The organism is Streptomyces sp. NBC_00335 (genome assembly GCF_036127095.1).
In the GTDB taxonomy this organism is placed as follows: Bacteria; Actinomycetota; Actinomycetes; order Streptomycetales; family Streptomycetaceae; genus Streptomyces.
This window is the reverse complement of record NZ_CP108006.1, coordinates 5,008,605-5,030,917: the sequence shown is the minus strand read 5'-3', so window position 1 is coordinate 5,030,917 and position 22,313 is coordinate 5,008,605. Positions and strand designations below refer to the sequence as shown.

Below are 22,313 nucleotides of genomic sequence, written 5' to 3'. Positions count from 1 at the left end.
GCGTTCGGGTCATCGGACCCGCAGTTCGTTGAGCCGCGCCCGCCAGTCCCTGGCGGCCGGCAACGCCTCCCGCAGTACGTCCACCGCCCGCTCGCGCCCCGTCACCTGCGACTCGTGCAGTCGCAGCAGGGGCGCGAGCGCGGCCGTGGCCATCAGGAAGCGCTGGTTGACCACCGTCCGCGGCCGCCAGTGGTTCTTGTACGGTTCGTTGCCGCGCAGGAAGCTCACCACCGGGCGGCCTTCGGCGAGCGCCCGGGTGGTCTCGTAGCGCAGCAGCAGGGTGGCCACGTCCACCTTCCGGTCCCGCAGGTCGGGATCGGCGCCGTAGAGGTAGCCGCCGCTGAGCGCGCCCGAGAGCAGGGTGAGGTTGGCTGCCACCACCTTCCCGTCGAGCCGGAACTCGGCCAGCCGCCCCTCCCCCGCGCGCACCATCCGCCGCGTGGCCCGGGTCAGGTGTTCGGCGAAGCGGGGCTTGAGGTGTTCGGGGGTCACCCCGCGGCCCCGCCACTGCTTCTCGTGCAGCCGCAGCAGGGTCCGTACCGCTCGGGGCACTTCCTGCTCGGTGACCTCGTGCTCCTCGATCCCGGCCGCGTCGGTCTTGCGGAGCTTGGCCCGCACCCGCTGGGCGCCGGAGGAGGGCATCCGCTTGACCAGCTCGTCGAAGGGCATGGCCGGCAGCTCCATGCACGTGGAATCGGTGAGCTTGCTGCCGATCCCGGGCCAGGCCGCGTACACGGCCTCCGCGGCGGCCCCGGGCCGCACCTCGCGCAGGTCCACGACGGCGCCCCGGGCGGCCCGGTGCAGGCCGTTGGCCAGGGCCGGGACGACCTGGTCGGCGCACTCCGCGGCCACGAGCACGTCGAAGTAGTCGGTGATGCCCCCGCCGAGGGGCACGAGCAGCGGCAGCGGCCGGTGTACGAGCATCAGCGCGGCCGCACCGACCAGCTCCTCCCCGCGCCGCACCAGGACGATGCGGAGCCGGCCGTCCTTGCCGTAGGACAGCCACCAGGAGTGCAGCCAGGCGTGGCTCTGGAACGGGGTGGCGGTGGGACAGGCGCGGGCGAGCCGGTTCCACGGCTCCTCCAGCGCGGCGAACTGCCGGGGATCGCGGCACAGCGTCACCGACAGGGCCCCGGCGGAGCCGGTGGTCATCGCACCGACTCCTTCTCCTTGGCCGCGGCCGGCTCACCCTGCGCGGGCAGCGAGGCGTACTCCTCGACGGTCTCCGCGGGGGTCTCCTCGACGAGCCCCCCGACGGGACCCTCGCCGCGCCGCCGGGCGGCCGTCGGCCGGGCCAGCAGCCACAGCCCGCCCAGCAGCCCGCCGGCGCACAGGCCGACGGCCCCGCTGAGGGCGGGGGACGCGGAGGCGGGGGCGCTGGGCGCGACGGCCTGGTTGAAGAGGAGCAGCTGCACGCCGGTGTTCTTGGCGGCCTGGTTGCTGCTCAGCGAGAGGGCGTCGGCCACGGCGTTGGCGATGTCGGCCGCCTCGCCGGCGCTCTTCGCGGTCCCGGTGATGGCGATCATCGGGGACTCGGGAGAGGTCTCGGCGCGGACCTGGGTCCGCAGCTTCTGCACGCCGATGCCCGCGCGGGGCTGGGCGTAGGCGAGGGTCGAACTGCTGGTGGCGATGCGGGCGTAGGCCTGGGCGAAGCCGAGGGCGGTGGCCGGCTCGGTGGTGTCGTCGGGAACCGCGACGACGTAACTGGTGGCGGCGTACTCGGGCGCCTTGAGCACCCCGTACGCCCCGCCGGCGGCGAGCCCCAGCAGCGCGGCGGCGGGCAGCGGCCACCACGCGGGCGGCGGCAGCAGCCGTACCCGGCGCCGGTGGGTGGACTTCTTCTGGTCGGCGGTGTCCGCCATGTGCGTGCCTCTTTCCTGGTGGACGTGTACTTGCTTCGGGACCCGGTCCGGGCCCCTACGGGTTCGGCTCAGCCGATGTCGCCACCGGCGGCGGGCAGACCCAGCCCCGCCGGGGGCACATCCAGCCCCTCCCGGGCCAAACTCAGCCCCTCCGGCATGTGAGGAGCAGGGGTCCGGGGGCCGGCCCCCGGCAACGGCGCCGCACGGCCCGAGCCGGCCTGGGCCAAATCCAGGACCTCCGGCGTGTGAGGAGCAGGGGTCCGGGGGCCGGCCCCCGGCAACGGCGCCGCACGGTCCGGACCTGCCGGGTCGGCGCCCCGAGACCCCCGGCCGGGACCGGGCAGCGCCACCGCCCTCCGGGACCCGGCCGGCGAGCCGGCCATCGCCAGGTCGTACACCCGCAGCAGCTGCTCCGCGCTCCGGCCGATGTCGTAGCGCCGCACCACCCCGGGCGGCGGCAGCCGCCGGACGCCGGCCTCCATGTGCCCCCGCAGCGCCGCGACGAGCTCCTCCGTGCCGGTGCCGATCCGCCGCGCCCCGGGCGCCTGCGCCGCGGGCAGGTCGTCGATCGCCGGGCAGGTGACGTGCAGCACCGGCAGCCCCGCCGCCAGCGCCTCGATCACCGCGAGCCCGAAGGCCTCCTCCTTCGACGGGGACACGAACACGTCCATCGCCGCCAGCAGCGCCGGAATCCCCGGGGTCCGCCCGTCGGTGCTGTCGCCCAGCGGATCCCGCTCCCCCAGGAGGTGGATCCGGCTCTGCGCCCCGAGCTCCGCGGCGAGCCGGCGCAGCGCCGCCCGCTCCGGCCCGTCCCCGGCGAGCAGCAGGTGCGCGCCGGGCAGCGCGGCCACCGCCCGGACCAGGACGTCGAACCGCTTCCCCGGCACCAGCCGGCCGACGCCGCCGACCACGAAGGCCCGTTCGGGCAGTCCGGTCCGGGTCCGGGTGGCCCGCCGTACGCCCTCGTCGAAGCGGAACCGCACGGCTTCGATCCCGTTCGGCACCACGTGCACCCGCCCCGCCGGCACCCCCCAGGCCTCCAGGCGGGCCGCCACGGTGTCCGATACGGCCACGGTCGCGGCTCCCAGCCGCTCGCTCGCCAGGTACAGGCCGCGCACCCCGCCCGTCAGCGGGCGGCCCTCGATCTCGCCCGCGCCCAGGGAGTGTTCGGTCGCCACGCTCACCCGTACGCCCGCGAGCCGGGCCGCGAGGCGCCCGTACACGCAGGCCCGGTACAGGTGGGTGTGGACCAGGTCGTAGCGGCCCCGCCGGATGAACTTGACCAGCTTCGGCATCGCCCCCAGGTCGCGGTTGCCGCGCATCCCGAGGTGCACGACCCGCACCCCGTCCGCGCGCAGCCCCTCCGCGACCGGCCCTGGGTTGGTCAGCGTCAGGACGTCGCAGCGCATCGGCATGTGCCGCAGCAGCAGCCGCAGTTGCTGTTCGGCTCCGCCGACGCCGAGCCCCGTGATGACGTGCAGCACCTTCCCGGGGCTCACAGGTGCACCGCCCGCCGCAGCTCGCGCACCTGGTGGCGCACCTGCTTGATCCGCAGGCGGGGGCCGCCGTCGGCCTGGCTGATGTGGGTGCGGGGCATCGCGTGGGGTCCGGCGAGCCGGCCGGGGTCGATGGCGCAGGCGTACCCGTACCCGGCGGCCCGGGTCGCGGCGACGACCCGCGCGTCGAGGTGCCCGTACGGGTAGCAGAATCCGGCGGGCAGCGTCCCGGTCAGCTCCCGGATCAGCTCGCGGCTGCCGCGCAGCTCCTGCGCCAGTACGTCGTCGGGGGCCGCGGTGAGGTCCTGGTGGAGCAGCCCGTGCGAGCCGATCTCCTGTCCGGCGGCGGCGACTTCGCGGATGCCCTCGGCGGTGAGGAGGGGCTTGCGGGGGCCGAGCGGGTCCCAGACGTTGTCCACGCCGAGCCGCCCGGGCAGGACGAAGAGGGTGGCGGTGCAGTCGTAGCGGCGCAGCAGCGGCAGCGCGCGGGTCAGGAAGTCGGTGTAGCCGTCGTCGAAGGTCAGCCCGACCAGCCCGGCGCCCCGTCCGGCGGCGCGGGCCCGCAGCAGCTCGCCGACGGACACCCCGCGCAGCTCCCGGGAGCGCAGCCACAGCAGCTGGGCCTCCAGCGCGTGCGGGGTGACGGTGATGCCGTACGGGTCCTCCGCGGGATCGGTGAACTCGGCGACGGAGTGGTACATCAGGACCCACGGCGCGCCGGTGCGGCGGGCGGGGGCCGCCGCGGCGCGGGGCGCCGTTTCGGTGTCAGCGGACATTGCGGAACCTCTGGGTGAGCTGGGAGGTGAGGTGAGCGGTGAGCTGGGCGAGCTGGCCCGGCAGGGCGGTGACCTCCAGGGCCCTCATGGCCATGCCGGTGGCTCCGAACATGGCCGGGACCAGCAGGCAGCCGAGGGCGGCGCTGACCAGCGGGTCGGGGATCATCGGCCCGGCGATCCAGCCGGTGGCGCAGGCGGCGAGGGCCGCGACGGAGAGCCGGCCGATACTGATGGCGACCCGGCGGACCTGGATGGCGATGATCCGCGAGCCGAGGCCGGTGAGCAGCAGCGCCGCGGTGGTGGAGATGCCGGCGGCGTTGGCGGCGGCGATCCCGTAGGTGCCCCACCAGCCGACGGCGAAGGCTCCGGCGACGATGTTGACGAGGAGTCCGGCGCCCATGGCGAGGGCGGGGAACCAGGTGGGCCGGGCGGTGGAGAAGAAGGGCCGCGAGAGCGCCCCGACGAGGCAGTGGCCGAGCAGCCCGAGGCCGTAGACCCGCATGACGGAGGCGGTGGCCTCGGTGTCGGCGTGGGTGAACGCCCCGCGTTCGAAGAGGACGTGGATGATCTGGGGGGCGTACCCGATGACGAGTGCGGTGCCCATGAGGACGGCGAGCGAGGCGAGCGCGAGGTCCTGCTCGACCCGCCTGCGGGCCTTCTCCCGCTCCCCGCCGGCCATGGCCTGGGCGACCACGGGGAAGGTGACGGTGCAGATCATGAGGGAGAGCACCATGGGCATCTGCGCGACTTTTTGGGCGTAGTTGAGGTGCGAGATGGCCCCGGGCGGCAGCCCGGCGGCGAGGAACCGCTCGACGAGCACCTGGGACTGGCGGAACACGGCGAAGAAGATGACCGGGGCGATGACCCCGAAGGCGATCAGCGTCGGCCGGTCCCGGTCGCGCTGGCTGCGCGGGGGACCCGCAGCCAGCACGGCCCGGGGCGGTCCGAAGCCCACGTTGCGGATGAAGGCGGGCAGTTGGACCAGGACCATCAGCACTCCGCCGACGGCGACCCCGGCGGCCGCGGCGCGCACCCCCCACAGGGCGTGCAGGGCGACCATGGTCCCGATGATGCCGACGTTGTAGGACACGTAGATGGCGGCGGGCGGCACGAAGGAGCGGTGCGCTCTGAGTGCGGCGCTGAAGTAGCCGGCCACTCCGAAGGACAGCACGGTCAGAGCGGTCCACCGGGTGCATTCGACGGCGAGCCCGGGGTCGGGCAGCCCCGGCGCGAGCACGCCCACGACGAGCGGCGCGGCGACGATGAGCACGGAGGCCACGGCGGCCAGGAGCACCAGCAGCCGCGGCAGCGTGGCCCCCACGAGCAGGCGTACGGGATCCTGCGCGCGGGCCTCCTGCCGGGTGAGCCCGGCCCTGCTGGAGGCCCGGCGGGCCAGGGCGTAGCTGAAGGCGGGCACCATCAGCAGGGCCATGGCGTCCTCGATGAGCAGCGTCGAGGCCATCTCGGGGACGGTCCAGGCGATGAGGAAGGCGTCGCTGTCGTGCCCGGCTCCGAAGAGGTGCGCGATGGTCTGGTCGCGGACCAGCCCGAACACGGCCCCGGCGGCGGTGAGTCCGGCGGTGACCGCGGCCGCCTTGGCGAGCGCGCCGCCGCTCCCCGAGCGGGCCCCGTCGGCCGGCTCCTCGGGGCCACCGTCCCGGCGCCCGCCCCCGGCCGCGGCGCGCACGCCGTCGTCCCGCCCGGCGGCGGCGCCCGGATCCCGGCCCGGCCCGGCCCGCAGGGACCCGGCCGCCGCAGGGCCCAGTACGGGCCCGCGCACCGCTTCCGCGGCGCCCGGCTCCCCGCCCGGCGGCGCGGTCCCGACGGACCCGGCGGGCCCCGGACCCGGAGCGACGGCGGCCCGGTCGAGTCCCGGGCCGGGGCGGCCGGTGGCCACGACACGGCCGGCTCCGGCGTCGCCGGCGGGGGCGGGCATGCCCACGTGCGCGGCGCCGCGTCCGGCGGACAGCGGCCCGCCGGAGGCGGCCACGCGGCTCGTCATCTCGGCCTGCCCCATGGACGGCGCAGCGGTGGCCGCGGGGGGCAGGGGCGGGTGCGTCGGACGGCCCGCAGCCGCGGCGACCTCGGTCGCCGCGGCTGCGGGCCGCCGCCAGGGCGTCGTATCCGTCACCGGCCGGCCGCACCCTCGGGGACCGCGGCCCGGGCGGGCGCGCCCGGACCGCGACCGGAGGCGGCCGCGTCGGCGCGCCTGCGTCCACGGGCACGGACACGGGCCCCGACACGGGCCCGGCCGGCGGGGACGAGCTCACCGGTTCCGCCCCCGGAGGGGAGGGCCCACCAGGCCGCCAGGCCGATGATCACTCCGGTCAGGACGGTCGACGGGCCCCCGATGTCCGCGTAGAGGAAGTCGGTGAGCTGCCACACGAGCAGGCCGGTCGCGACCAGCCCGCAGTCCCGTACCGCGGAGGATCCCGACAGGCACCGCCGCAGGCCGGCCACCAGCAGGGCCAGCCAGCCGCCCGTCAGGGCGATGAGCCCGATCAGCCCCTGCTCGCTCAGCACCAGCAGGTACATGTTGTGCGGGGACAGCAGCGGCTGGCGGATGTAGCCCTGTCCCGCGCCCGCGGTGTCGCTGCCGGAGGACAGCGCCAGCCCGGAGTGCGAGTCCCGGTTGGCCGGGAATCCCTTCAGCCCCACCCCCACCGCCGGCATCTCGCGCCACATCGACCCGGCCGCGGCCCACATCGTGTAGCGGTCGGTGACCGACTGGTCGGGGGCGTCGGAGACCTGCGTGATCGAGTTCAGCCGCTCCGCGACCATCGCGGAGCCGACGCCGAAGCCGCCCACGAGCACCACCCCGGCGGCGGCCAGGGCGAGGAGCACCTTCAGTGCCCGCCGGATCCCGGCCAGCGCCATCACCAGCCCGGCCGCGGCGAAGGTCGCGATCCAGGCACCCCGGCTGAAGGACAGCACCAGCGGGAGCACCAGGACCAGCGCCGCCGCGCCCGAGGCCCGCCGGACCCGCGCCGGGAGCCCCGGCGCGAGCGCGCCGGCCGTCGCGACGACCAGGCCGTAGGCCACGACCGTGGCCATGCCCATGACGTCGCCGGGTCCGAAGGTGCCCACGGCGCGGATGTCCTCGCCCTGGTACGAGGCCCCGGTGTGGGTGGCGAACTGCACCACGCCCACCGCTCCCTGGACCAGTGCCAGCACCACGAAGCACCCCGCGGCCAGCCGGAACTCCGAGGCGCTGCGCACCAGCAGCACGATCGCCGCCGGGACCAGCACGAACACCTGGAGGTAGCGCACGAACCCGGGCAGGGCCGCGTACGGGTCCCCCGCGGTCACCGTCGCGACGGCGAGCCCGACGGCCGGGAGGCCGAGGACGGTCACCCCCAGCGGGCTCAGCGGCCGGACCCGGCCCCGCAGGGCCTGGACCGCGCAGACGAAGACGAGCAGCAGCGAGGCGGCGTCGGCCGGACCGACCTTCCCGGAGGCGGTGGCGTCACCCGCCGGCACGGGGACCAGCAGGGCCAGTACGGTCGCGGCGAGCGGCAGCAGCGGCCAGTGCCGGCGCAGCAGATCGGCGGTGTCCGGGCAGGACCATGACGTCGGGGACGTCGGTGCGGCAAGGCTCATGCTTTAGCTGCCCCCCAGCCGGAAGCGGAAGAAGGAGGCCGCGGTGCGGGCCAGGATCCACAGGTCCTGCCACAGCGACCAGGTGTCGATGTAGTGGTTGTCGAAGCGCGCCCGGTCCTCGATGGAGGTGTCCCCGCGCAGCCCGTTGATCTGGGCGAGGCCGGTGATGCCGACCGGCATCCGGTGCCGGGCCTCGTACCCGGGGTGGACGCTGCTGAACTTGGCCACGAAGAAGGGCCGTTCGGGGCGCGGACCGACCAGGCTCATGTCACCCGTGACCACGTTCCACAGCTGCGGCAGCTCGTCCAGCGAGGACTTGCGCAGGAAGGAGCCGACCGGGCTCATCCGGCAGTCGCCCGCGACCGTCCAGCGGGTGGCGGACTCGTGCGCGTCGGCGCGCAGGGTGCGGAACTTCAGCAGGGTGAAGGGGCGTCCGTACAGCCCGACCCGCTCCTGCCGGAAGATCACCCCGGGCCCGTCGGAGATCCGTACGGCCAGCGCGCAGACGCCCATCACGGGCGCGGCGGCGAGCAGCGCGATCGCGGCGAGCGAGGAGTCGATGACCCGCTTCGCGTACCGCTCGACCGGCCGGCCCGGACGCGGCAGCAGCGGCTGCACGGCGTACCCCCACAGCTGGTCTGCGGGCTGCGCGACGCGCATCCCGGTGACCTTGGCGGTGCCCGCCGGGTCGGCGAGCCAGAGCCGGCAGCCGTGGTCGTGGAAGAGCCGGACCAGGGAGGCCGTGCGTTCGTCGGCCTCGGGCGGGCGGGTGAAGACGGCGTGCCGGACGGAGTTCTGGATGACGGCCCGCCGGATGTCCTCGTGGGTGGCCAGTACGGGCACTCCCGCGGCCCCCTCCCCGTCGGTCCCGGTGTCCGCGAGCCCCACGGGGCGCAGTCCGTACTCGGGGCGCCCGTGCAGGGCGGCGGCGACCGCGCTCGCCCCGGCGCCGGGTCCGACGACCAGCGCGGAGGCGGGACGGCGGGCGCGGGTGCGGCGGCGGAGCTGGTTGACGACTCCGCGCCCCGCGCAGGCCAGTACGACCTGGACGCAGACGGCGCCGAGCAGCGCGCTCCAGCCCAGGGCGTCGCCCGGGGCGGCGGCGGCCAGCACGGCGGCGGCCGCGCACCACACGGCGGCGGCCCGCCCGGCGAGCGCGGGCAGTTCGAGGAGCGCGGAGGGGGCGAGCCGAGGCCGGTACAGCCCGGCCTGCGCGTGCAGCCCGACCAGGGCCAGGGCGAGGGGAGCGGCCGCCCCGAGGGGCAGCTCCGCTCCGGGCAGCGCCGCCACCGTCGCCGCGGCGGCGAAGGCGTCGGCGGCCAGCAGCGGGGCGATGCCGTCCCGGCGGCGCACCCGCCCCGGCCGTACGGTGGCCCGGGCGCGGTCGGCCCTGGGCCCGCGCGGGGGGTGGATGGCGGTCACGGAACGGCGGACGGCGGTGACGCCGGCGGCGGTACTGGTGGCCGTACTGGTCGCGGCGGCGGCGCCGGCGGTGCTCGTGCCGGTCACGCCGGCACCACTGGTGATGCCGGTGATGCCGCCGGGCCCCGTACCGCCCTGCCCGGTGTGCCGGGCGGGTGCGCTGTCCATCGTCATCGGCTGATGCGCTCCTGGTTCAAGGGCCGGGGCCTGCCCAGCAGTTCGTGATACAGACCGGTGACCGCGTCCGTGGTGCGCCGCACGTCGAATTCCATCCGCGCGTGCCGCTCGGCCTGTTCCCCGAGTGCGGCGAGCAGCCGCGGCTCGGCGAGCAGCCCGCCCAGGGCCTTGGCCAGGGCCGTCGGGTCCTCCGGTTCCACCAGGCACAGCCGTCCCTGGCCGGGCGGGAGGCTCTCCCTGGCACCGCTGACGTCGGAGACCAGAACCGGTCGGCCACAGGCCATGGCTTCGAGCGGGGCGAGCGCCATGCCTTCCCACCGCGACGGCAGTACAACGAGATCGGCGGCCCGAAGCCACGGCCGGATGTCGAAGGCGGCCCCCGCGAAGTGGACCGAGGGCGGGGCCCCGCGGCGCAGCCGTTCCATGTCGGGGCCGTCCCCGACGAGCACCAGACGGGCCCCGGGAACGGCTCCGAGCAGTTCCGGCCAGGCACGCAGCAGGACGTCCTGCCCCTTCTGCTGGCAGAGCCGGCCGACGCAGACGGCGAGCGGCCCCTCCCCCAGGAAGGCGGCGGGGAGCGGAAGTTCGGCGCGGGCCCTGGCCTTGTCCCGGACGGGGTCCGGGCCGCCGGGGCGGAAGTGGCGGAGGTCGACGCCGTTGCGGATCACCGACCAGCGGGCGGCGATCCCCTCGGACTCGCCGGTGCGGCGTTCGGCCTCGCTGACGCAGAGCACCCGGTCGGCCCAACGGGCCCCGAAGCGCTCCCAGCGCAGCGCGAGCGCGGCGGTGGCCCCGCCCACGGCGTCGAAGGACCAGGCGTGCGGCTGGAAGACGGTCGGGACGGACCCGCGGACGGCGAGCCGTCCGGCGAGGCCGGCCTTGGCGCTGTGGGCGTGCAGGATGTCGGGCCGGACCCGGCCGATCAGGCGGCGCGCGCCGAGCACTTCGGCGGCCAGGCCCGGTCCGGGGGCCCGCCCGGCACGCCAGGTGAGCACCTCGGCCCCGGCCTCGCGGGCGGCGTCCGCGAGCTGTCCGCCGCGCGGGCAGCCGACGTAGGTCCGCAGGCCGGCCGCGGACTGGGCGCGTACGAGGTCGACGACGACGCGGGCGACCCCGCCCTCGACCGGCTGGACGAGGTGGAGGACGGCCGGAGGCCGGGAAGGGGAGGGAGAAGGAGGAGGTGAAGAAGGCTGTGTCGGCACGTGGAGTGGTCTCCTGCGTTCAGCGGCGCGCGTCTGTCTGAACGAAGAGCACACCGAGGAAATGACCCTGGTTTTCGCCTGTGAACCCGAAGGTCAGGCTGCGGGCACCTCCGGACAGGGCGGGGCTCAGGTCGAACACGTCCGCGTCATATCCGAGGTTATTCATATGTTCGGGCTGTCGCACGAACGAGTGATCTCCGAATTCCGTGATCGTGGAATTCATAACATCATTAAAAGGATTTTCTCCGTCACTGAGACTGACCCTGCGGCCGCTGTCGGCGGTCACCGTGAGTGAATCCCCGAGCGTTCCGCGGTCGCCGTCGTACCCGACCACCCCGACCCGCCCCCGCGCACCGGGCGCCGCGTCCAGACCAGCGAGCTCCACCGTCTCGCCCGCCGCCTCGCCGGCCCCCGCGGCCAGCCCTTCGAAGCCGTCCCAGATCGAGACCCTGCGCACCGGCTCCTGCGGGTGCTCGTAGGCCACCACCAGCGTCCAGCCGCCCCAGGCGCCCATGTCCGAGTGCCCCATGGCGATGTTCAGCTGGGCCACCGTCCACATCCCGGCGCCGCCCTTGCGGACCAGCGGGGTCACGTCGGCGGAGGCCTGGTAGGCATCGCCGGCCGCGTCGCTGCGGTGCCCGATCGCCGTGTCGGCCAGCACTTCCTTGTAGGCGCCGCCCGGCTCGGCGACGAGCACCCGGCCGTTGTCCTGCGGCGGCTTCTGCTCGCCGACCCGCAGGTTCCCGCCCCAGTACAGCCGGGCGTACGAGACCTTCGCGCCCGCCGGGACCTTGAGCTCGGCCCGGGTGGAGTTGTAGGTGTCCGGGTCCTTGTCGACCTCGTCGTAGAACATCTCGTAGTCGCCGTTGGTCCCGGCCGCGCCCTTGTTGACCGCGGCGCACGGCTCGGCCTGCTCGGACTCCACCGCGCGGCAGCCGATGGACGAGTTCGAGGCCCGGACCAGGCCGCCGTGCTGCACCGCCTGGTAACGCTGGGTGAAAGGCACCCGGGGCGCCTCCTTGACCTGCGGACCTCGCGCACCCGGCGGTGCGGCGGCACCGGCATTCGCACTGGCGAGGGGCGCGTTCACCGAAAGCGTGAGGCAGGACAGCAGACCGAGCGTGCCGAGGATTCTGCGGGAGGAACCCATGACCCTGTCTCCATTTTCGATCAAGGGGACAAAACAGGAGTGAACTTTGTCAGAAGTCAGGAGGGAAATCACGCCGGACTCGCCCGTACGGCCTTTTGGGCGATAACACGCACCCTGGAGACGGGCGGGTCGTTATGGGTTGCACCATTGTTCGAACAGAAAGGAAAAACGGAGATGAAGAAGAGGCTGGTGCGCGGCACCACCCTGGCGGTCGCGAGCACCGCGCTGCTGATGGGCGGCGCGGGCCTCGCCTCCGCGCACGGCGGCGACGGCGCGACGGCGAACGGCTTCACCGGCGAGTCCCCCGGCGTCCTGAGCGGCAACCTGCTCCAGGTCCCGGTCCACGTCCCGGTGAACGTCTGCGGCAACACCGTGAACGTGATCGCCCTGCTGAACCCCGCGTTCGGCAACACCTGCGTCAACGCCTGACGTCAACCGTGCCGCCCGAAACTTCGGCATACGAGTGAAGAGACGCAACCCAAACCACCGTTGCGCCGTTGATCCGAGTGCTTGAGTACCGGGCAATCCTGCAAAAAAGGGACCATCATGATCAAGAAGTTTGCGGCCGGCGCAGCGGTTGCCGCCTCGTTCGTCGGTCTGGGTGCCGCCATGGCCCCGCAGGCCATGGCCATCGGCAACGACAACGGCATCAACACCGTGAACGGCAACGGCGCCTCGCAGATCTACGGCAACCAGGCGACCTACGGCAACATGAGCCCGCAGATGGCGCTCATCCAGGGCTCGTTCAACAAGCCCTGCATCGCCCTGCCCGCCAAGGCCAACGTCCAGTCCGTCCTGGCTCTGGTCAACGTCGGCGTCCAGGACATCCCGGTCCTGTCCAGCCCGCAGAACCAGCAGTGCACCGAGAACTCCACCCAGGCCAAGGGCGACGAGGCTCTCTCGCACATCCTCAGCAACATCCCGGTCCTGTCCGGCAACGTCTCCAACGGCAGCTGACAGACCGCGCCAGCTGACACAGCACCGCGCCAGTGGGGCCGTCGCACCTTCGGGTCGCGGCGGCCCCGCCGCATGTCGGGACCCGAATAGGGACCCTGGAGCAACCAGAAGAATCCGGCCACAATTCAGGACGCACGAGCATCTGAGTGAATTGGCCGGAGGCGCGCAAAAATCCCCGGTTTCTTTTCCCGGACCCACTCGTTGTTATTTCTGCAGCGGATAGACCTCTGCGGGAAGGAAACGAAAACAAATGACGTACAAGAAGGCAGTGGTGCTGGCCGCCGGCATTCTCATGGCCGCCGGTGCCGCCTCCCCCGCCATGGCCGACGCGGCTGCGGACGGCAAGGCCGTCGGCTCCCCGGGCGTCCTGTCCGGCAACGTGCTCCAGGTCCCGGTCCACGTCCCGGTCAACGTCTGCGGCAACACCGTCAACGTGATCGCCCTGCTGAACCCCTCGTTCGGCAACACCTGCGTCAACGCCTGACGAAGCGCCTGTGCCCGCAAGGGCAGACCTCCTCGGGGTGGCCTCGGAGTGCACGGCGGTGCACTCCGAGGCCACCTTCGATTCAGCACCGGCCGCAGGGCCGGTAGACAGGGAAGGACCCATGCGACAGGTACTGAGCCGACAGGTACTGGGCAAGGGGGTGCTCACCGCGGCCGCTGCGTCGAGTCTGCTGTCGATCGCGACCGGCGCGGCCTACGCACAACCCGGGGCGATGGCCGAGGCCTCCCATTCACCGGGCGTGCTGGCCGGCAACAGCGTCTCGGTACCGATCACCTTCTCGCCGAACGTGTGCGGCAACACCGTGGACGCCGGGGCGGGCCTCAACCCCGCCATGGGCAACAACTGCGCCACCACGACCGGCTCCGACGCCGGCCACGACTACGAGCGCTACCTCAGCCCGCAGCAGGCCGAGCAGGTCCGGCACTACGTCAACCAGCGCGACCAGCACGACCGGCGCGACGAGCACGAGGACCGGCACGAGCAGGGCGGCTACGGCGACCGCGGACCCGAGCAGCAGGGCGGCTACGGCGACGACGGACCCGGGCCGCAGGGCGGCCACGAGGACCACGGGCCCGGGCCGCAGGGCGGCTACGGAGACTCCGGCGACTCCGGCGAGGAGGAGTGCGACGACCACCCCGCCCCGGAGAAGCCCGAGCCCCGGCCGCAGCACGAGCCGGCGCCGCACGCCGAGCAGCCCCCGGCCCCGGCCACCCAGCACGCGCCCCCCGCGCCGCAGCCGCTGCCCGCGCCCGAGGCGGAGCACCCGGCGCCCGCTCCGGCGCCCGCGCCCGCTCCCGCGCCCGTGGAGCAGGCACCCGCGCCGCAGCCGGAGCCCGTTCCGGCACCGGCACCGGCACCGGCACCGGCACCTGCCCCCGTACCGGCACCGGTCGAGGAGGCCCCGCAGCCGCTTCCGGCGCCCGCGCCCGTAGTGGAGGAGGCTCCGCACACGCTCCCGGCTCCGGTGGAGGAGGCTCCCGCGCCGATGCCCCCGCACGGCAGCCAGGTCGTGGAGCACCCGGCGCCGGTAGTGCCCCCGGCCGACCAGCCGCCGGCGGGCCCCGCCGGTGACCTGCCCGTCGAGCTTCCCCCGGCGCCGCTGCCCGCCCCGGCGCCCGCCCCTGCCCCGGCGCCCGCCCCGGCCCCGGTTCCCGCGCCGGGACCCGCACCCGCGCCCGAGGCCGTTCCCGTGGCGGCGGTCCCCGCGGCCCCCGCGCGGCAGGAGCTGGCGGAGACCGGCGCCGGTCAGCCCGCCGGCGCCGCGGCCCTGGCCTCGGCCCTGATCCTGGGCGGCGCCATTCTGTACCGCAGGTCCCGTAACGCCGCCTGACGGCAATACCGGTAATCAGAAAAAATATCGGCCGGAGAGTCCCTTGTCGGATTCTCCGGCCGTTGCCGTGTTCGGTTCCGCGTTTCCGTGGCGCCGGGGAATCGTTAACCACGGCGAAAGTGGCGCGACGGTCGCCGCTGGTCGCCACCGGTCACCCATGGAAAAGGATTTTGAAAATGAAGCTCTCGAAGGTCGCCGCAGTCGTCGTCGGCTCCGTCGCCGCCCTCGGCGCCACCTCTCCCGCCTTCGCAACCACCGAGGCGCCGGCCGTCCCCATGAGCCTGACGAGCGGGCTGACGGCGGTCACCGACTCCGTGAACCCGGTATCGGCGGCGCTGCCCCAGACCGTGGGCAACGGACTGGCCGAGCAGGGCGAGAGCGTCGAGAAGGTCGTCACCACCGTCCAGAAGGTCAACGAGGTCCGCAACGACGCTCCGGCCGAGGTGATGAACCTCGCCAACGGGGCCACCCAGGCCTCCCCGCTGCTCGGCGGAGTGAAGCTCAACGGCGGGGCCAAGCACTGACCGTCCGGCCCGTTCTCCTGCCGACATGACTGTGGGCGCCACCGGCGAGGCCGGTGGCGCCCACAGTCACGTGGTGCGTCGAACGTCAGTCGTTGACGCAGACGTTGCCGAACGCCGGGTTCAGGGCGCCGATCACGTTCACGGAGTTGCCGCAGACGTTGACCGGGATGTGGACCGGGACCTGCGCCAGGTTGCCCGAGAGGACACCGGGGGAACCCACGGCCGCACCCTCGGCCTGGGAGTCGGCCATTGCGGAACCGGCGGCACCGGCCGCGGCGAGACCAGCGGTGGCCAGGACCAGGGCGGCCTTCTTGGCAGTGTTCATGGGAAGTGCACCTTCTCTTCGACGTTCTGCCCCGATTCCGAGGCTCACATCGAGCGAAACGGTCCACCTCCCCAGACGACACGGTTCCGCACGCGATCAGACCTGTTCAGCCCAATAGTCGTAACCGCGTGCGGATCCGTGTACGGATCCGGGTCCCTACGGAAGGAACTCGGCGAACGACGGGATCTCCGGGACGATGCCCGTGGGCGTACCGGGTACCGCCGGCACCGCGGGCACCGCGCCCGCGGGCGGAGCCGCGGGATCGGCGACCGGGAGCGCCGGGAGTGCCGGGACTCCGGGGATCTCGGGGACCGGCACCTCCGGAAGCGCCGGGACCGGCAGGTCGGGGAGCCCCGGGATCGCGGGGAGCTGCGGCAGGGACGGGAGCGCGGGCAGTTTGATCTCGGGGATCTTGATCCCCGGGAGCAGGGTGCCCAGGCTCTTGGTCAGGTCCTCCAGGATCTTGGAGACCGCGGCGAGGGCGTCTTCGACGGGACCCGCCGCCGCCACCCTCTCCTTGATCTCCTCCTGGGCGGCCGCCACCCGGTTCGCGGCGGCTCCGGCACCTTCCGCGGCGCCCGCCGGAGCTGCCGCGCCGGTGAGTATGACGACCGCCAGGGCCGACGGGACGAGGACGCGGATGCGGGAGGCCTTGGTGCGGTGCATGGGTGTTCCTTCTCGTGGTCGCTCAGAAGCGGACCCGAGCGATCCGCCTCCTTACCCACCGTGCGAAGGGGTTCCACGGAGCGCAACACGAGCGCGCGGCCCGGCACCCCGCTGCGGGGTGCGTGCGGGCTTCGCGCACGCGTCCGGGGGCGGCTCACCCCACCCGGGGAAAACCTGCACGCAGACAGGCCGTTTGAGTGAAGCAGCGGAACCAACCCTTCACGAAGGCAGTTGATCAGGGCGCTCCACTAGCGGGCACTCGTGCGACAAAAGGATCAAGATGCTCAAGAAGATCATGACTGCTGCCGCGGTCACCGCCGCCGCCGTCGGCGCGGGCGCTGCTGCTGCCGCCCCCGCCATGGCGATCGGCAACGACAACGGGATCAACACCGTCAACGGGAACGGCGCCGTGCAGGCGTACGGCAACCAGAAGACGCACGGTGACATGAGCCCGCAGCTCGGCGTCGTCCAGGGGACCCTGAACAAGCCCTGCATCGGTCTGCCGGCCAAGGTCAACGCCCAGTCCCTGATCGCCGCGCTCAACATCGGTGTTCAGGACATCAACGTCCTGTCCAACCCGCAGAACCAGCAGTGCACCGAGAACTCCACCCAGGCCAAGGGTGACGAGCCGCTCTCGCACATCCTCAGCAACATCCCGGTCCTCTCGGGCAACCTCTCCGCCGGCAGCTGATCTCCGCTCCCGACCTACGGTCCGGGATCCCGAGGTCCACATACTCGGCGCCCGTGGAGCGACGCGTTCGAAGTTGCGGTGTGACGTGACGAGGGCCCCGGCAGCGTCCAGCTGCCGGGGCCCTCGCATGTCGTCGGCCGGTCCGGTGGGATCAGCCGGTCCAGAAGTCCCACCACCGGGTCAGGATCAGCATCCCGATCACGCCGGTGTGCAGGGCGGGCGGGGCCCAGCCGAAGTCGGCGAAGAAGTTCCGCACCGGCGCGGGTGCGGGGAGGATCCCCGTACGGACGGTGTGGGCGGTGACCGCCCAGAACATCAGCAGGGTGGCCAGCCAGGTCAGGCAGCACCACAGGCAGAGCGCGTTGATCTCGTAGAGCGACTGGATCATGAGCCAGGAGCAGAATCCGACGCCGAAGAGCATGCCGGCGCCCAGACCGAGCCAGAACCAGCCGCGGTAGCGGGCCCCGGCCAGCAGGCCGGCGCCGACGCACACGACCGCCCCGTAGGCGACCAGCCCCAGCATCGGGTTCGGGAAGCCGAAGGCCGCCGCCTGCTCGCTCTTCATGACGCTGCCGCAGGAAACCACCGGATTGAGACTGCACGCGGGCTTGAAGTCCGGGTTCTCCAGCAGCAGGAACTTGTCCAGGGTGATGACCCAGGCGGCCAGCACTCCGGCGGCTCCGGTGAGCAGCAGCAGCCAGGCCAGCGCGCGGGGGGCTGCGATCGGTTCTGCGTCCTTGCGGTTGTGGGGCCGGCCCTGCTGGCGGGGGACGCCCACGGTATTTGTTGCCATACGGTCATGCTCCCGCCCTTGTGCCCGCTATCCGGCCCAACCATGCTCATCGACATGGAGGTTGACCTGAAGGGGTGGCTGGAACCCCTGGCGCTTCCCGGACGTTTTGCCGAACCCCGGACGTGATGTCAGACCCAGGGGCTACGTTGAGCTTCCGCGAAGTGACAAGCTGCGACGGCCTGGAGACCCACCTTGAGCGATCCACACGAGACAACCGAGGCGCACCTCGACCGACTCCTGGGCCGCGCCCTCAACTCCTTCGACCTGCCGGACGAATTGGTCGAGCGGCTGGGCACGGCGCTCGCCCACAGGTCCACCCTCCACACCGCCCGCCGCAACCCGTCGGCGGGGCCGTGGCGGGAGATACACCGGCACGCCTACCTGCTGTCCGACGGCGACTCCGTGGTCCTGTGGGAGCTGGCGCACCGTCAGGACGCCGACCTCTCCATACGGTACGAGGTCTTCGCGAGCAAGGCGGAGACCTGCCTCGCGGCGGCCCGGCTCTCCGGCGAGGCCCCCTCGCAGGTGGCGCGGGAGCTCGTGGAGGTGACGGTGGAGGAAGAGCCGGACAGCGACATCGCCGTGCTGAGCGCGCTGTTCACCAATCCGACCCCGGCCCAGCGGCACCGCGAGTACACGGTGGAGGAATCCGCGGACCACGCCCGCCGGGTGCTGCGCCGCGCGGAGAACCCTGACCGGCCCGGCGAGCGGGTGGCCCTGCTCCTGCGGTCGGCCTACGCGCACCAGATCACGCAGGTGTTCGGCACCCGGCAGTGCCTGGCCGACGGACAGGACGCGGGCTTCAGCCTGTACGAGCACTCCTTCGTCCTGCTGGACGGGGGCGAGTTCAGCCTGTGGGAGGTCGAGCACACGGTGACTCCGGACGGGCGGCACATGTGCGAGGTCTACGAGAGCGAAACGGCCGCGCGCGGAGCCATGGTGCTCCGCGCGCGGGTGAGGTGACGGGGACGGCGGTCAGGCGGCGGCGGTGACCTTCACCTGTTCCGGCAGGGGCGCCGCTTCGGTGGCCCCGGCCTGCTGTCGCGGGGTCTCGTCCTGCTTGCGCATCCCCTTGAGGAGGATGACCAGGCCGGCGCTGGTGGCCGTACCGGCGGCGATGGCGATCAGGTAGAGCAGCGGGTTGCCGATCAGCGGGATCACGAAGATGCCGCCGTGCGGGGCCCGCAGGGTGCACTCGAAGGCCATCGAGAGGGCTCCGGTGACCGCGCCGCCCACCATGGAGGCCGGGATCACGCGCAGCGGGTCGGCCGCGGCGAACGGGATGGCGCCCTCGCTGATGAAGGAGGCGCCGAGGAACCAGGCGGCCTTGCCGTTCTCGCGCTCGGTCTTGGAGAAGAGCCGGCCGCGGACCGTGGTGGCCAGCGCCATCGCCAGCGGCGGCACCATGCCGGCGGCCATCACGGCGGCCATGACCTTGAGGCTGCCCTCGTTGGGGGTGGCGAGGCCGCCGATGGCGAAGGCGTAGGCCACCTTGTTGAGCGGGCCGCCGAGGTCGAAGCACATCATCAGGCCGAGGATGACGCCGAGGATGATCGCGTTGGCGCCGGAGAGGCCCGACAGCCAGTCGGTGAGGGCCTGCTGGAGCGAGGCGACGGGCTTGCCGACGACCAGGAACATCAGGAACGCGGTGACGGCGGAGCCGATCAGCGGCAGGACCACCACCGGCATGATCCCGCGCAGGGCGGTGGGGATCTTCAGCTGCTGGACGGCGAGGACGGTGCCGCCCGCGATGAGGCCGGCGATCAGACCGCCGAGGAAGCCGGCGTTGATGGTGAGGGCCACGGCGCCGCCGACGAAGCCGGGGACGAGGCCGGGGCGGTCGGCCATGCCGTAGGCGATGTAGCCGGCGAGGACGGGGACCAGGAAGCCGAAGGCGAGCCCGCCGGTCTGGAAGAGCAGTGCGGCCCAGCTCACGGCCTCGGTCCAGACGAAGTGTTCGGCGACCGAGGGGGCGGTGTTGATCTCGTACCCGCCGATGGCGAAGGCGAGGGCGATGAGGAGGCCGCCTGCGGCGACGAACGGGACCATGTAGCTGACGCCGGACATCAGCCAGGTGCGGAGCTTGGCGCCGTAGCCGTCCTGGTCCTGTCCGGATTCTTCGACGGGGGTCGGGGTGGTGCTGGAGATCTCGCCTCGGGCGGCCTTGTCGCGGGCCTCCTGGAGGAGTTCCGCGGGGCGGTTGATGCCCGCCTTGACGCCCACGTCGACGGTGGGCTTGCCGGCGAAGCGGGCCCTTTCCCTGACCGGGACGTCGTGGGCGAAGACGGCCGCGTCGGCGGCGGCGATGGTTTCGGGGGTGAGCTTGGTGAAGCCGGCGGAGCCCTGGGTTTCGACCGTGAGCTCGATGCCGGCCTCGGCGGCGGCCTGGGTGAGGGCCTCGGCTGCCATGTAGGTGTGGGCGATCCCGGTGGGGCAGGACGTGACGGCCACGATCCGGAACGGCTGCTGCCCTGCGGGGCTTTCCCCACCCCGCCCCTTCCCGAAACCGGGGGCTCCGCCCCCGGACCCCCGCTCCTCAAACGCCGGAGGGGCTGAATTGGGCGCCGGAGTGGCCGGGTTGGTGGTCGGCGCGGCCGGGTTTTCGGGCTCGCCCGAGACCAGGGCCGCGGCTTCCTCAGGGGTCGCGGCCGCGCGGAGGGCCGCCACGAAGTCGGGGCGCATCAGGCGGCGGGCCAGGGTGGAGAGGATCGACAGGTGGGCGTCGTCGGCGCCTGCGGGGGCGGCTATCAGGAAGATCAGGTCCGCCGGGCCGTCCGGGGCTCCGAAGTCGATGCCGGAGGTGGAGCGGCCGAAGGCCAGGGTGGGGGTCGTGACGTGGGCGGACCGGCAGTGGGGGATGCCTATGCCGCCCTCCAGGCCGGTCGGCATCTGGGCCTCGCGCGCCGCCACGTCGGCCAGGAAGCCGTCCAGGTCGGTGACCCGGCCCAGCGCCACCATCCGTTCGGCGAGGGCACGTGCCGCCCCCTCCTTGGACTCGGCCGACAGGTCGAGGTCGACCAAGTCTGGGGTGATCATCTCGCTCATCGCTCGTCGCTCATTTCGGACAGAGGGAGGTCCAGGGGCAGGTCCTGGGTGACATGGACCGCGTCGGGCCGCAGATCCGAGGGGGCCGGCATGGCGCTGCCGGGAAGCTGGACCGCGGCGGCGCCGTGGGCCAGGGCGGAGGCCAGGGCCGCAGGCCCCGTACCCCCCGCGATCAGGAAGCCGGCGAGGGAGGCGTCGCCCGCGCCGACGTTGCTGCGGACCGAGGAGACGGCCGCCGTGCCGTAGTAGGTGCCCTCCCCGGAGACCAGGAGCTGGCCGTCCGCGCCGAGGGAGGCCAGGACCGCGCCCGCGCCCAGCGCGCGCAGTTCCTCCGCGGCCCCGAGCACGTCGCCGAGGGTGGCCAGGGGCCGCCCCACCGCGGCCGCGAGCTCCGAGGCGTTCGGCTTGATCACGTCCGGGCGGGCCGGCAGCGCCGCGAGCAGCGCCGGGCCGGAGGTGTCCAGGGCGATGCGGGTGCCCGCGGCGTGGGCCCGGGCCACGATGTCGGCGTACCACTCGGGGCCGAGGCCGCGCGGGAGGCTGCCGCAGCAGGCGATCCAGGCGGCGCCGCCCGAGCAGGTGCGGACGGTTTCCAGGAGGAGCGCCGATTCGGCGGCGGTCAGTGCCGGACCGGCGGCGTTGATCTTGGTGAGGGTGCCGTCCGGTTCGGCGAGGGAGATGTTGGAGCGGGTCAGGCCTGCGATGGAGACCGCCGTGACGTCCACGCCCTGGGCGCCGAGGAGTTCGGCGATCATCGTGCCCGGCGTGCCGCCGAGGGGCAGGACCGCCGTCGTACGGAAGCCGGCGGCGGCCACCGCGCGGGAGACGTTCACGCCCTTGCCCCCGGGGTCCACCCGGTCGCCGCTCGCGCGGAGCACCTCGCCGCGGTCCAGCGAGGGGACCTCGTAGGTCCGGTCGAGGGAGGGGTTGGGGGTGACGGTGAGGATCATACGAGCACAACTTCCGTACCGGCGGCCTCGATCGCCGCCTTGTGGGCGGGGCTGAGCCCCTTGTCCGTGATGAGGAGGTCGACGTCGGCGAAGGCGCCGAAGCACGCGAAGTGCTCTTGGCCCGCCTTCGCGGAGTCGGCGAGGAGGACCACGCGGCGGGCGGCGGCCATCGCGGCGCGCTTGACGGCGGCCTCGGCGAGGTCGGGGGTGGTCAGGCCGCCCTCGGCGGTGAAGCCGTTCGTCGCGAGGAAGAGGACGTCGGCGCGGATCTCGGCGTAGGCGCGCAGCGCCCAGGCGTCGACCGCGGCGCGGGTGCGGTGGCGGACGCGGCCTCCGACGAGGTGGAGGTCGATGCCGGTGTGGTCGGCGAGCCGGGCGGCGACGGGCAGCGCGTGGGTGACCACGGTGAGCGCGGTGTCGACGGGGATGGCGGCCGCGAGGCGGGCCACCGTACTCCCCGCGTCGAGGACGATGCTGCCGCCGTCGGGGAGTTCGGCGAGGGCGGCGGCCGCGATGCGGTCCTTCTCGTCGGCCGCGGTGGCCTCGCGCTCGGTGAGGTCCGGCTCGAAGTCGAGGCGGCCGGCCGGTATGGCACCGCCGTGCACCCGGCGTACGAGCCCGGCCCGGTCCAGGGCCTTGAGGTCGCGGCGCACGGTCTCGGCCGTGACCTGGAACTGGTCGGCCAGGGACAGGACGTCGACCCGGCCCGCCTCGCGGGCGAGGCGGAGGATCTCCTGCTGGCGCTCCGGTGCGTACATGTGGTTTCAGATCCGTTCGATGCCCGACTCTGTGGATTCTCCTGGATCGTACGCCCGTTTGCGCCTGGAAACAAAACAAACGGG

Annotated in this window: 21 protein-coding genes and 1 pseudogene; 7 read left to right on the top strand and 15 right to left on the bottom strand. The window is 73.5% G+C overall.

Annotation, left to right across the window (positions count from 1 at the left end):
- Nucleotides 1–9: 9 nt before the first annotated feature.
- From OHA37_RS22770 to OHA37_RS22730, 9 genes and pseudogenes are all read right to left on the bottom strand, one after another.
- Nucleotides 10–1,152 (bottom strand): GNAT family N-acetyltransferase, encoded by a 1,143-nt coding sequence (locus OHA37_RS22770; RefSeq protein WP_266907958.1) that lies wholly within the window; start codon nt 1,150–1,152, stop codon nt 10–12.
- On the bottom strand, nt 1,149–1,862 hold the full coding sequence (locus tag OHA37_RS22765; protein WP_266907956.1) for a lipopolysaccharide biosynthesis protein: 714 nt from the start codon (nt 1,860–1,862) through the stop codon (nt 1,149–1,151). The genes OHA37_RS22770 and OHA37_RS22765 overlap by 4 nt, the downstream gene beginning before the upstream one ends.
- Nucleotides 1,863–2,218: 356 nt before the next feature.
- A pseudogene (locus OHA37_RS22760) lies at nt 2,219–3,361 on the bottom strand (glycosyltransferase); the annotation flags it as partial.
- The gene (locus tag OHA37_RS22755) at nt 3,358–4,134 is read right to left on the bottom strand and encodes a polysaccharide deacetylase family protein (protein ID WP_266907953.1); all 777 of its coding nucleotides are present in this window, start codon (nt 4,132–4,134) and stop codon (nt 3,358–3,360) included. The pseudogene OHA37_RS22760 and the gene OHA37_RS22755, both read right to left, overlap by 4 nt.
- Nucleotides 4,124–6,070 carry a murein biosynthesis integral membrane protein MurJ gene (murJ, locus tag OHA37_RS22750; protein ID WP_443046315.1) on the bottom strand — a complete coding sequence of 649 codons (1,947 nt, stop codon included), beginning with the start codon at nt 6,068–6,070 and terminating at the stop codon, nt 4,124–4,126. Before murJ ends, OHA37_RS22755 begins: the two co-directional genes overlap by 11 nt.
- 191 nt (nt 6,071–6,261) lie before the next feature.
- Complete coding sequence (locus tag OHA37_RS22745) at nt 6,262–7,734, bottom strand: O-antigen ligase family protein (protein WP_266907951.1); 1,473 nt, start codon at nt 7,732–7,734, stop codon at nt 6,262–6,264.
- Nucleotides 7,735–7,737: 3 nt separating this feature from the next.
- Nucleotides 7,738–9,324: an exopolysaccharide biosynthesis polyprenyl glycosylphosphotransferase gene (locus OHA37_RS22740; RefSeq protein ID WP_266912996.1), complete on the bottom strand. Its 1,587-nt coding sequence runs from the start codon at nt 9,322–9,324 to the stop codon at nt 7,738–7,740.
- A gap of 2 nt (nt 9,325–9,326) precedes the next feature.
- Complete coding sequence (locus OHA37_RS22735) at nt 9,327–10,535, bottom strand: glycosyltransferase (RefSeq protein WP_266907950.1); 1,209 nt, start codon at nt 10,533–10,535, stop codon at nt 9,327–9,329.
- A gap of 19 nt (nt 10,536–10,554) precedes the next feature.
- On the bottom strand, nt 10,555–11,757 hold the full coding sequence (locus OHA37_RS22730) for a DUF3344 domain-containing protein (protein WP_266907949.1): 1,203 nt from the start codon (nt 11,755–11,757) through the stop codon (nt 10,555–10,557).
- A 102-nt stretch (nt 11,758–11,859) separates the two neighbouring features.
- Between OHA37_RS22730 and OHA37_RS22725 the strand changes: the two genes are divergently transcribed.
- The 5 genes from OHA37_RS22725 (at nt 11,860) to OHA37_RS22705 (ending at nt 15,001) form a co-directional block, all read left to right on the top strand.
- Nucleotides 11,860–12,114, top strand: coding sequence for a chaplin (locus OHA37_RS22725; RefSeq protein WP_266907948.1), 255 nt, complete (start codon nt 11,860–11,862; stop codon nt 12,112–12,114).
- A gap of 117 nt (nt 12,115–12,231) precedes the next feature.
- Nucleotides 12,232–12,642, top strand: coding sequence for a rodlin (locus OHA37_RS22720; RefSeq protein WP_266907947.1), 411 nt, complete (start codon nt 12,232–12,234; stop codon nt 12,640–12,642).
- Between the two features lie 250 nt (nt 12,643–12,892).
- Nucleotides 12,893–13,126 carry a chaplin gene (locus OHA37_RS22715; RefSeq protein ID WP_250737630.1) on the top strand — a complete coding sequence of 78 codons (234 nt, stop codon included), beginning with the start codon at nt 12,893–12,895 and terminating at the stop codon, nt 13,124–13,126.
- A 121-nt stretch (nt 13,127–13,247) separates the two neighbouring features.
- Nucleotides 13,248–14,477, top strand: a complete 1,230-nt coding sequence (locus tag OHA37_RS22710) for a chaplin (RefSeq protein ID WP_266907946.1) — start codon at nt 13,248–13,250, stop codon at nt 14,475–14,477.
- 176 nt (nt 14,478–14,653) lie between these two features.
- Complete coding sequence (locus OHA37_RS22705) at nt 14,654–15,001, top strand: hypothetical protein (RefSeq protein WP_266907945.1); 348 nt, start codon at nt 14,654–14,656, stop codon at nt 14,999–15,001.
- Nucleotides 15,002–15,086: 85 nt separating this feature from the next.
- On the opposite strand, the gene OHA37_RS22700 is transcribed toward OHA37_RS22705, so the two are convergent.
- Both OHA37_RS22700 and OHA37_RS22695 read right to left on the bottom strand, forming a co-directional pair.
- Complete coding sequence (locus OHA37_RS22700) at nt 15,087–15,326, bottom strand: chaplin (protein WP_266907944.1); 240 nt, start codon at nt 15,324–15,326, stop codon at nt 15,087–15,089.
- Nucleotides 15,327–15,482: 156 nt separating this feature from the next.
- Nucleotides 15,483–15,992, bottom strand: coding sequence for a hypothetical protein (locus OHA37_RS22695; RefSeq protein ID WP_266907943.1), 510 nt, complete (start codon nt 15,990–15,992; stop codon nt 15,483–15,485).
- A gap of 280 nt (nt 15,993–16,272) precedes the next feature.
- On the opposite strand from OHA37_RS22695, the gene OHA37_RS22690 reads away from it, so the two are divergent.
- The gene (locus OHA37_RS22690) at nt 16,273–16,683 is read left to right on the top strand and encodes a rodlin (protein WP_266907942.1); all 411 of its coding nucleotides are present in this window, start codon (nt 16,273–16,275) and stop codon (nt 16,681–16,683) included.
- A 151-nt stretch (nt 16,684–16,834) separates the two neighbouring features.
- Here OHA37_RS22690 and OHA37_RS22685 read toward each other — a convergent pair whose 3' ends face one another.
- Complete coding sequence (locus OHA37_RS22685) at nt 16,835–17,476, bottom strand: vitamin K epoxide reductase family protein (RefSeq protein WP_266907941.1); 642 nt, start codon at nt 17,474–17,476, stop codon at nt 16,835–16,837.
- A 192-nt stretch (nt 17,477–17,668) separates the two neighbouring features.
- Here OHA37_RS22685 and OHA37_RS22680 point away from each other — a divergent pair, with 192 nt between their 5' ends.
- Entirely contained in the window at nt 17,669–18,439 is a 771-nt protein-coding gene (locus tag OHA37_RS22680; RefSeq protein ID WP_266907940.1) for a DUF6227 family protein, read from the top strand.
- A 12-nt stretch (nt 18,440–18,451) separates the two neighbouring features.
- On the opposite strand, the gene OHA37_RS22675 is transcribed toward OHA37_RS22680, so the two are convergent.
- From OHA37_RS22675 to OHA37_RS22665, 3 genes are read right to left on the bottom strand one after another with little or no spacing between them, the layout of a single operon-like run.
- Complete coding sequence (locus tag OHA37_RS22675; protein ID WP_266907939.1) at nt 18,452–20,521, bottom strand: PTS fructose transporter subunit IIABC; 2,070 nt, start codon at nt 20,519–20,521, stop codon at nt 18,452–18,454.
- A complete protein-coding gene (gene pfkB / locus OHA37_RS22670) occupies nt 20,518–21,471 on the bottom strand; it encodes a 1-phosphofructokinase (RefSeq protein WP_266907938.1) in 954 nt (317 codons plus the stop codon). Before pfkB ends, OHA37_RS22675 begins: the two co-directional genes overlap by 4 nt.
- Nucleotides 21,468–22,229 carry a DeoR/GlpR family DNA-binding transcription regulator gene (locus OHA37_RS22665; protein ID WP_266907937.1) on the bottom strand — a complete coding sequence of 254 codons (762 nt, stop codon included), beginning with the start codon at nt 22,227–22,229 and terminating at the stop codon, nt 21,468–21,470. The genes pfkB and OHA37_RS22665 overlap by 4 nt, the downstream gene beginning before the upstream one ends.
- Between the last annotated feature and the right edge of the window lie 84 nt (nt 22,230–22,313).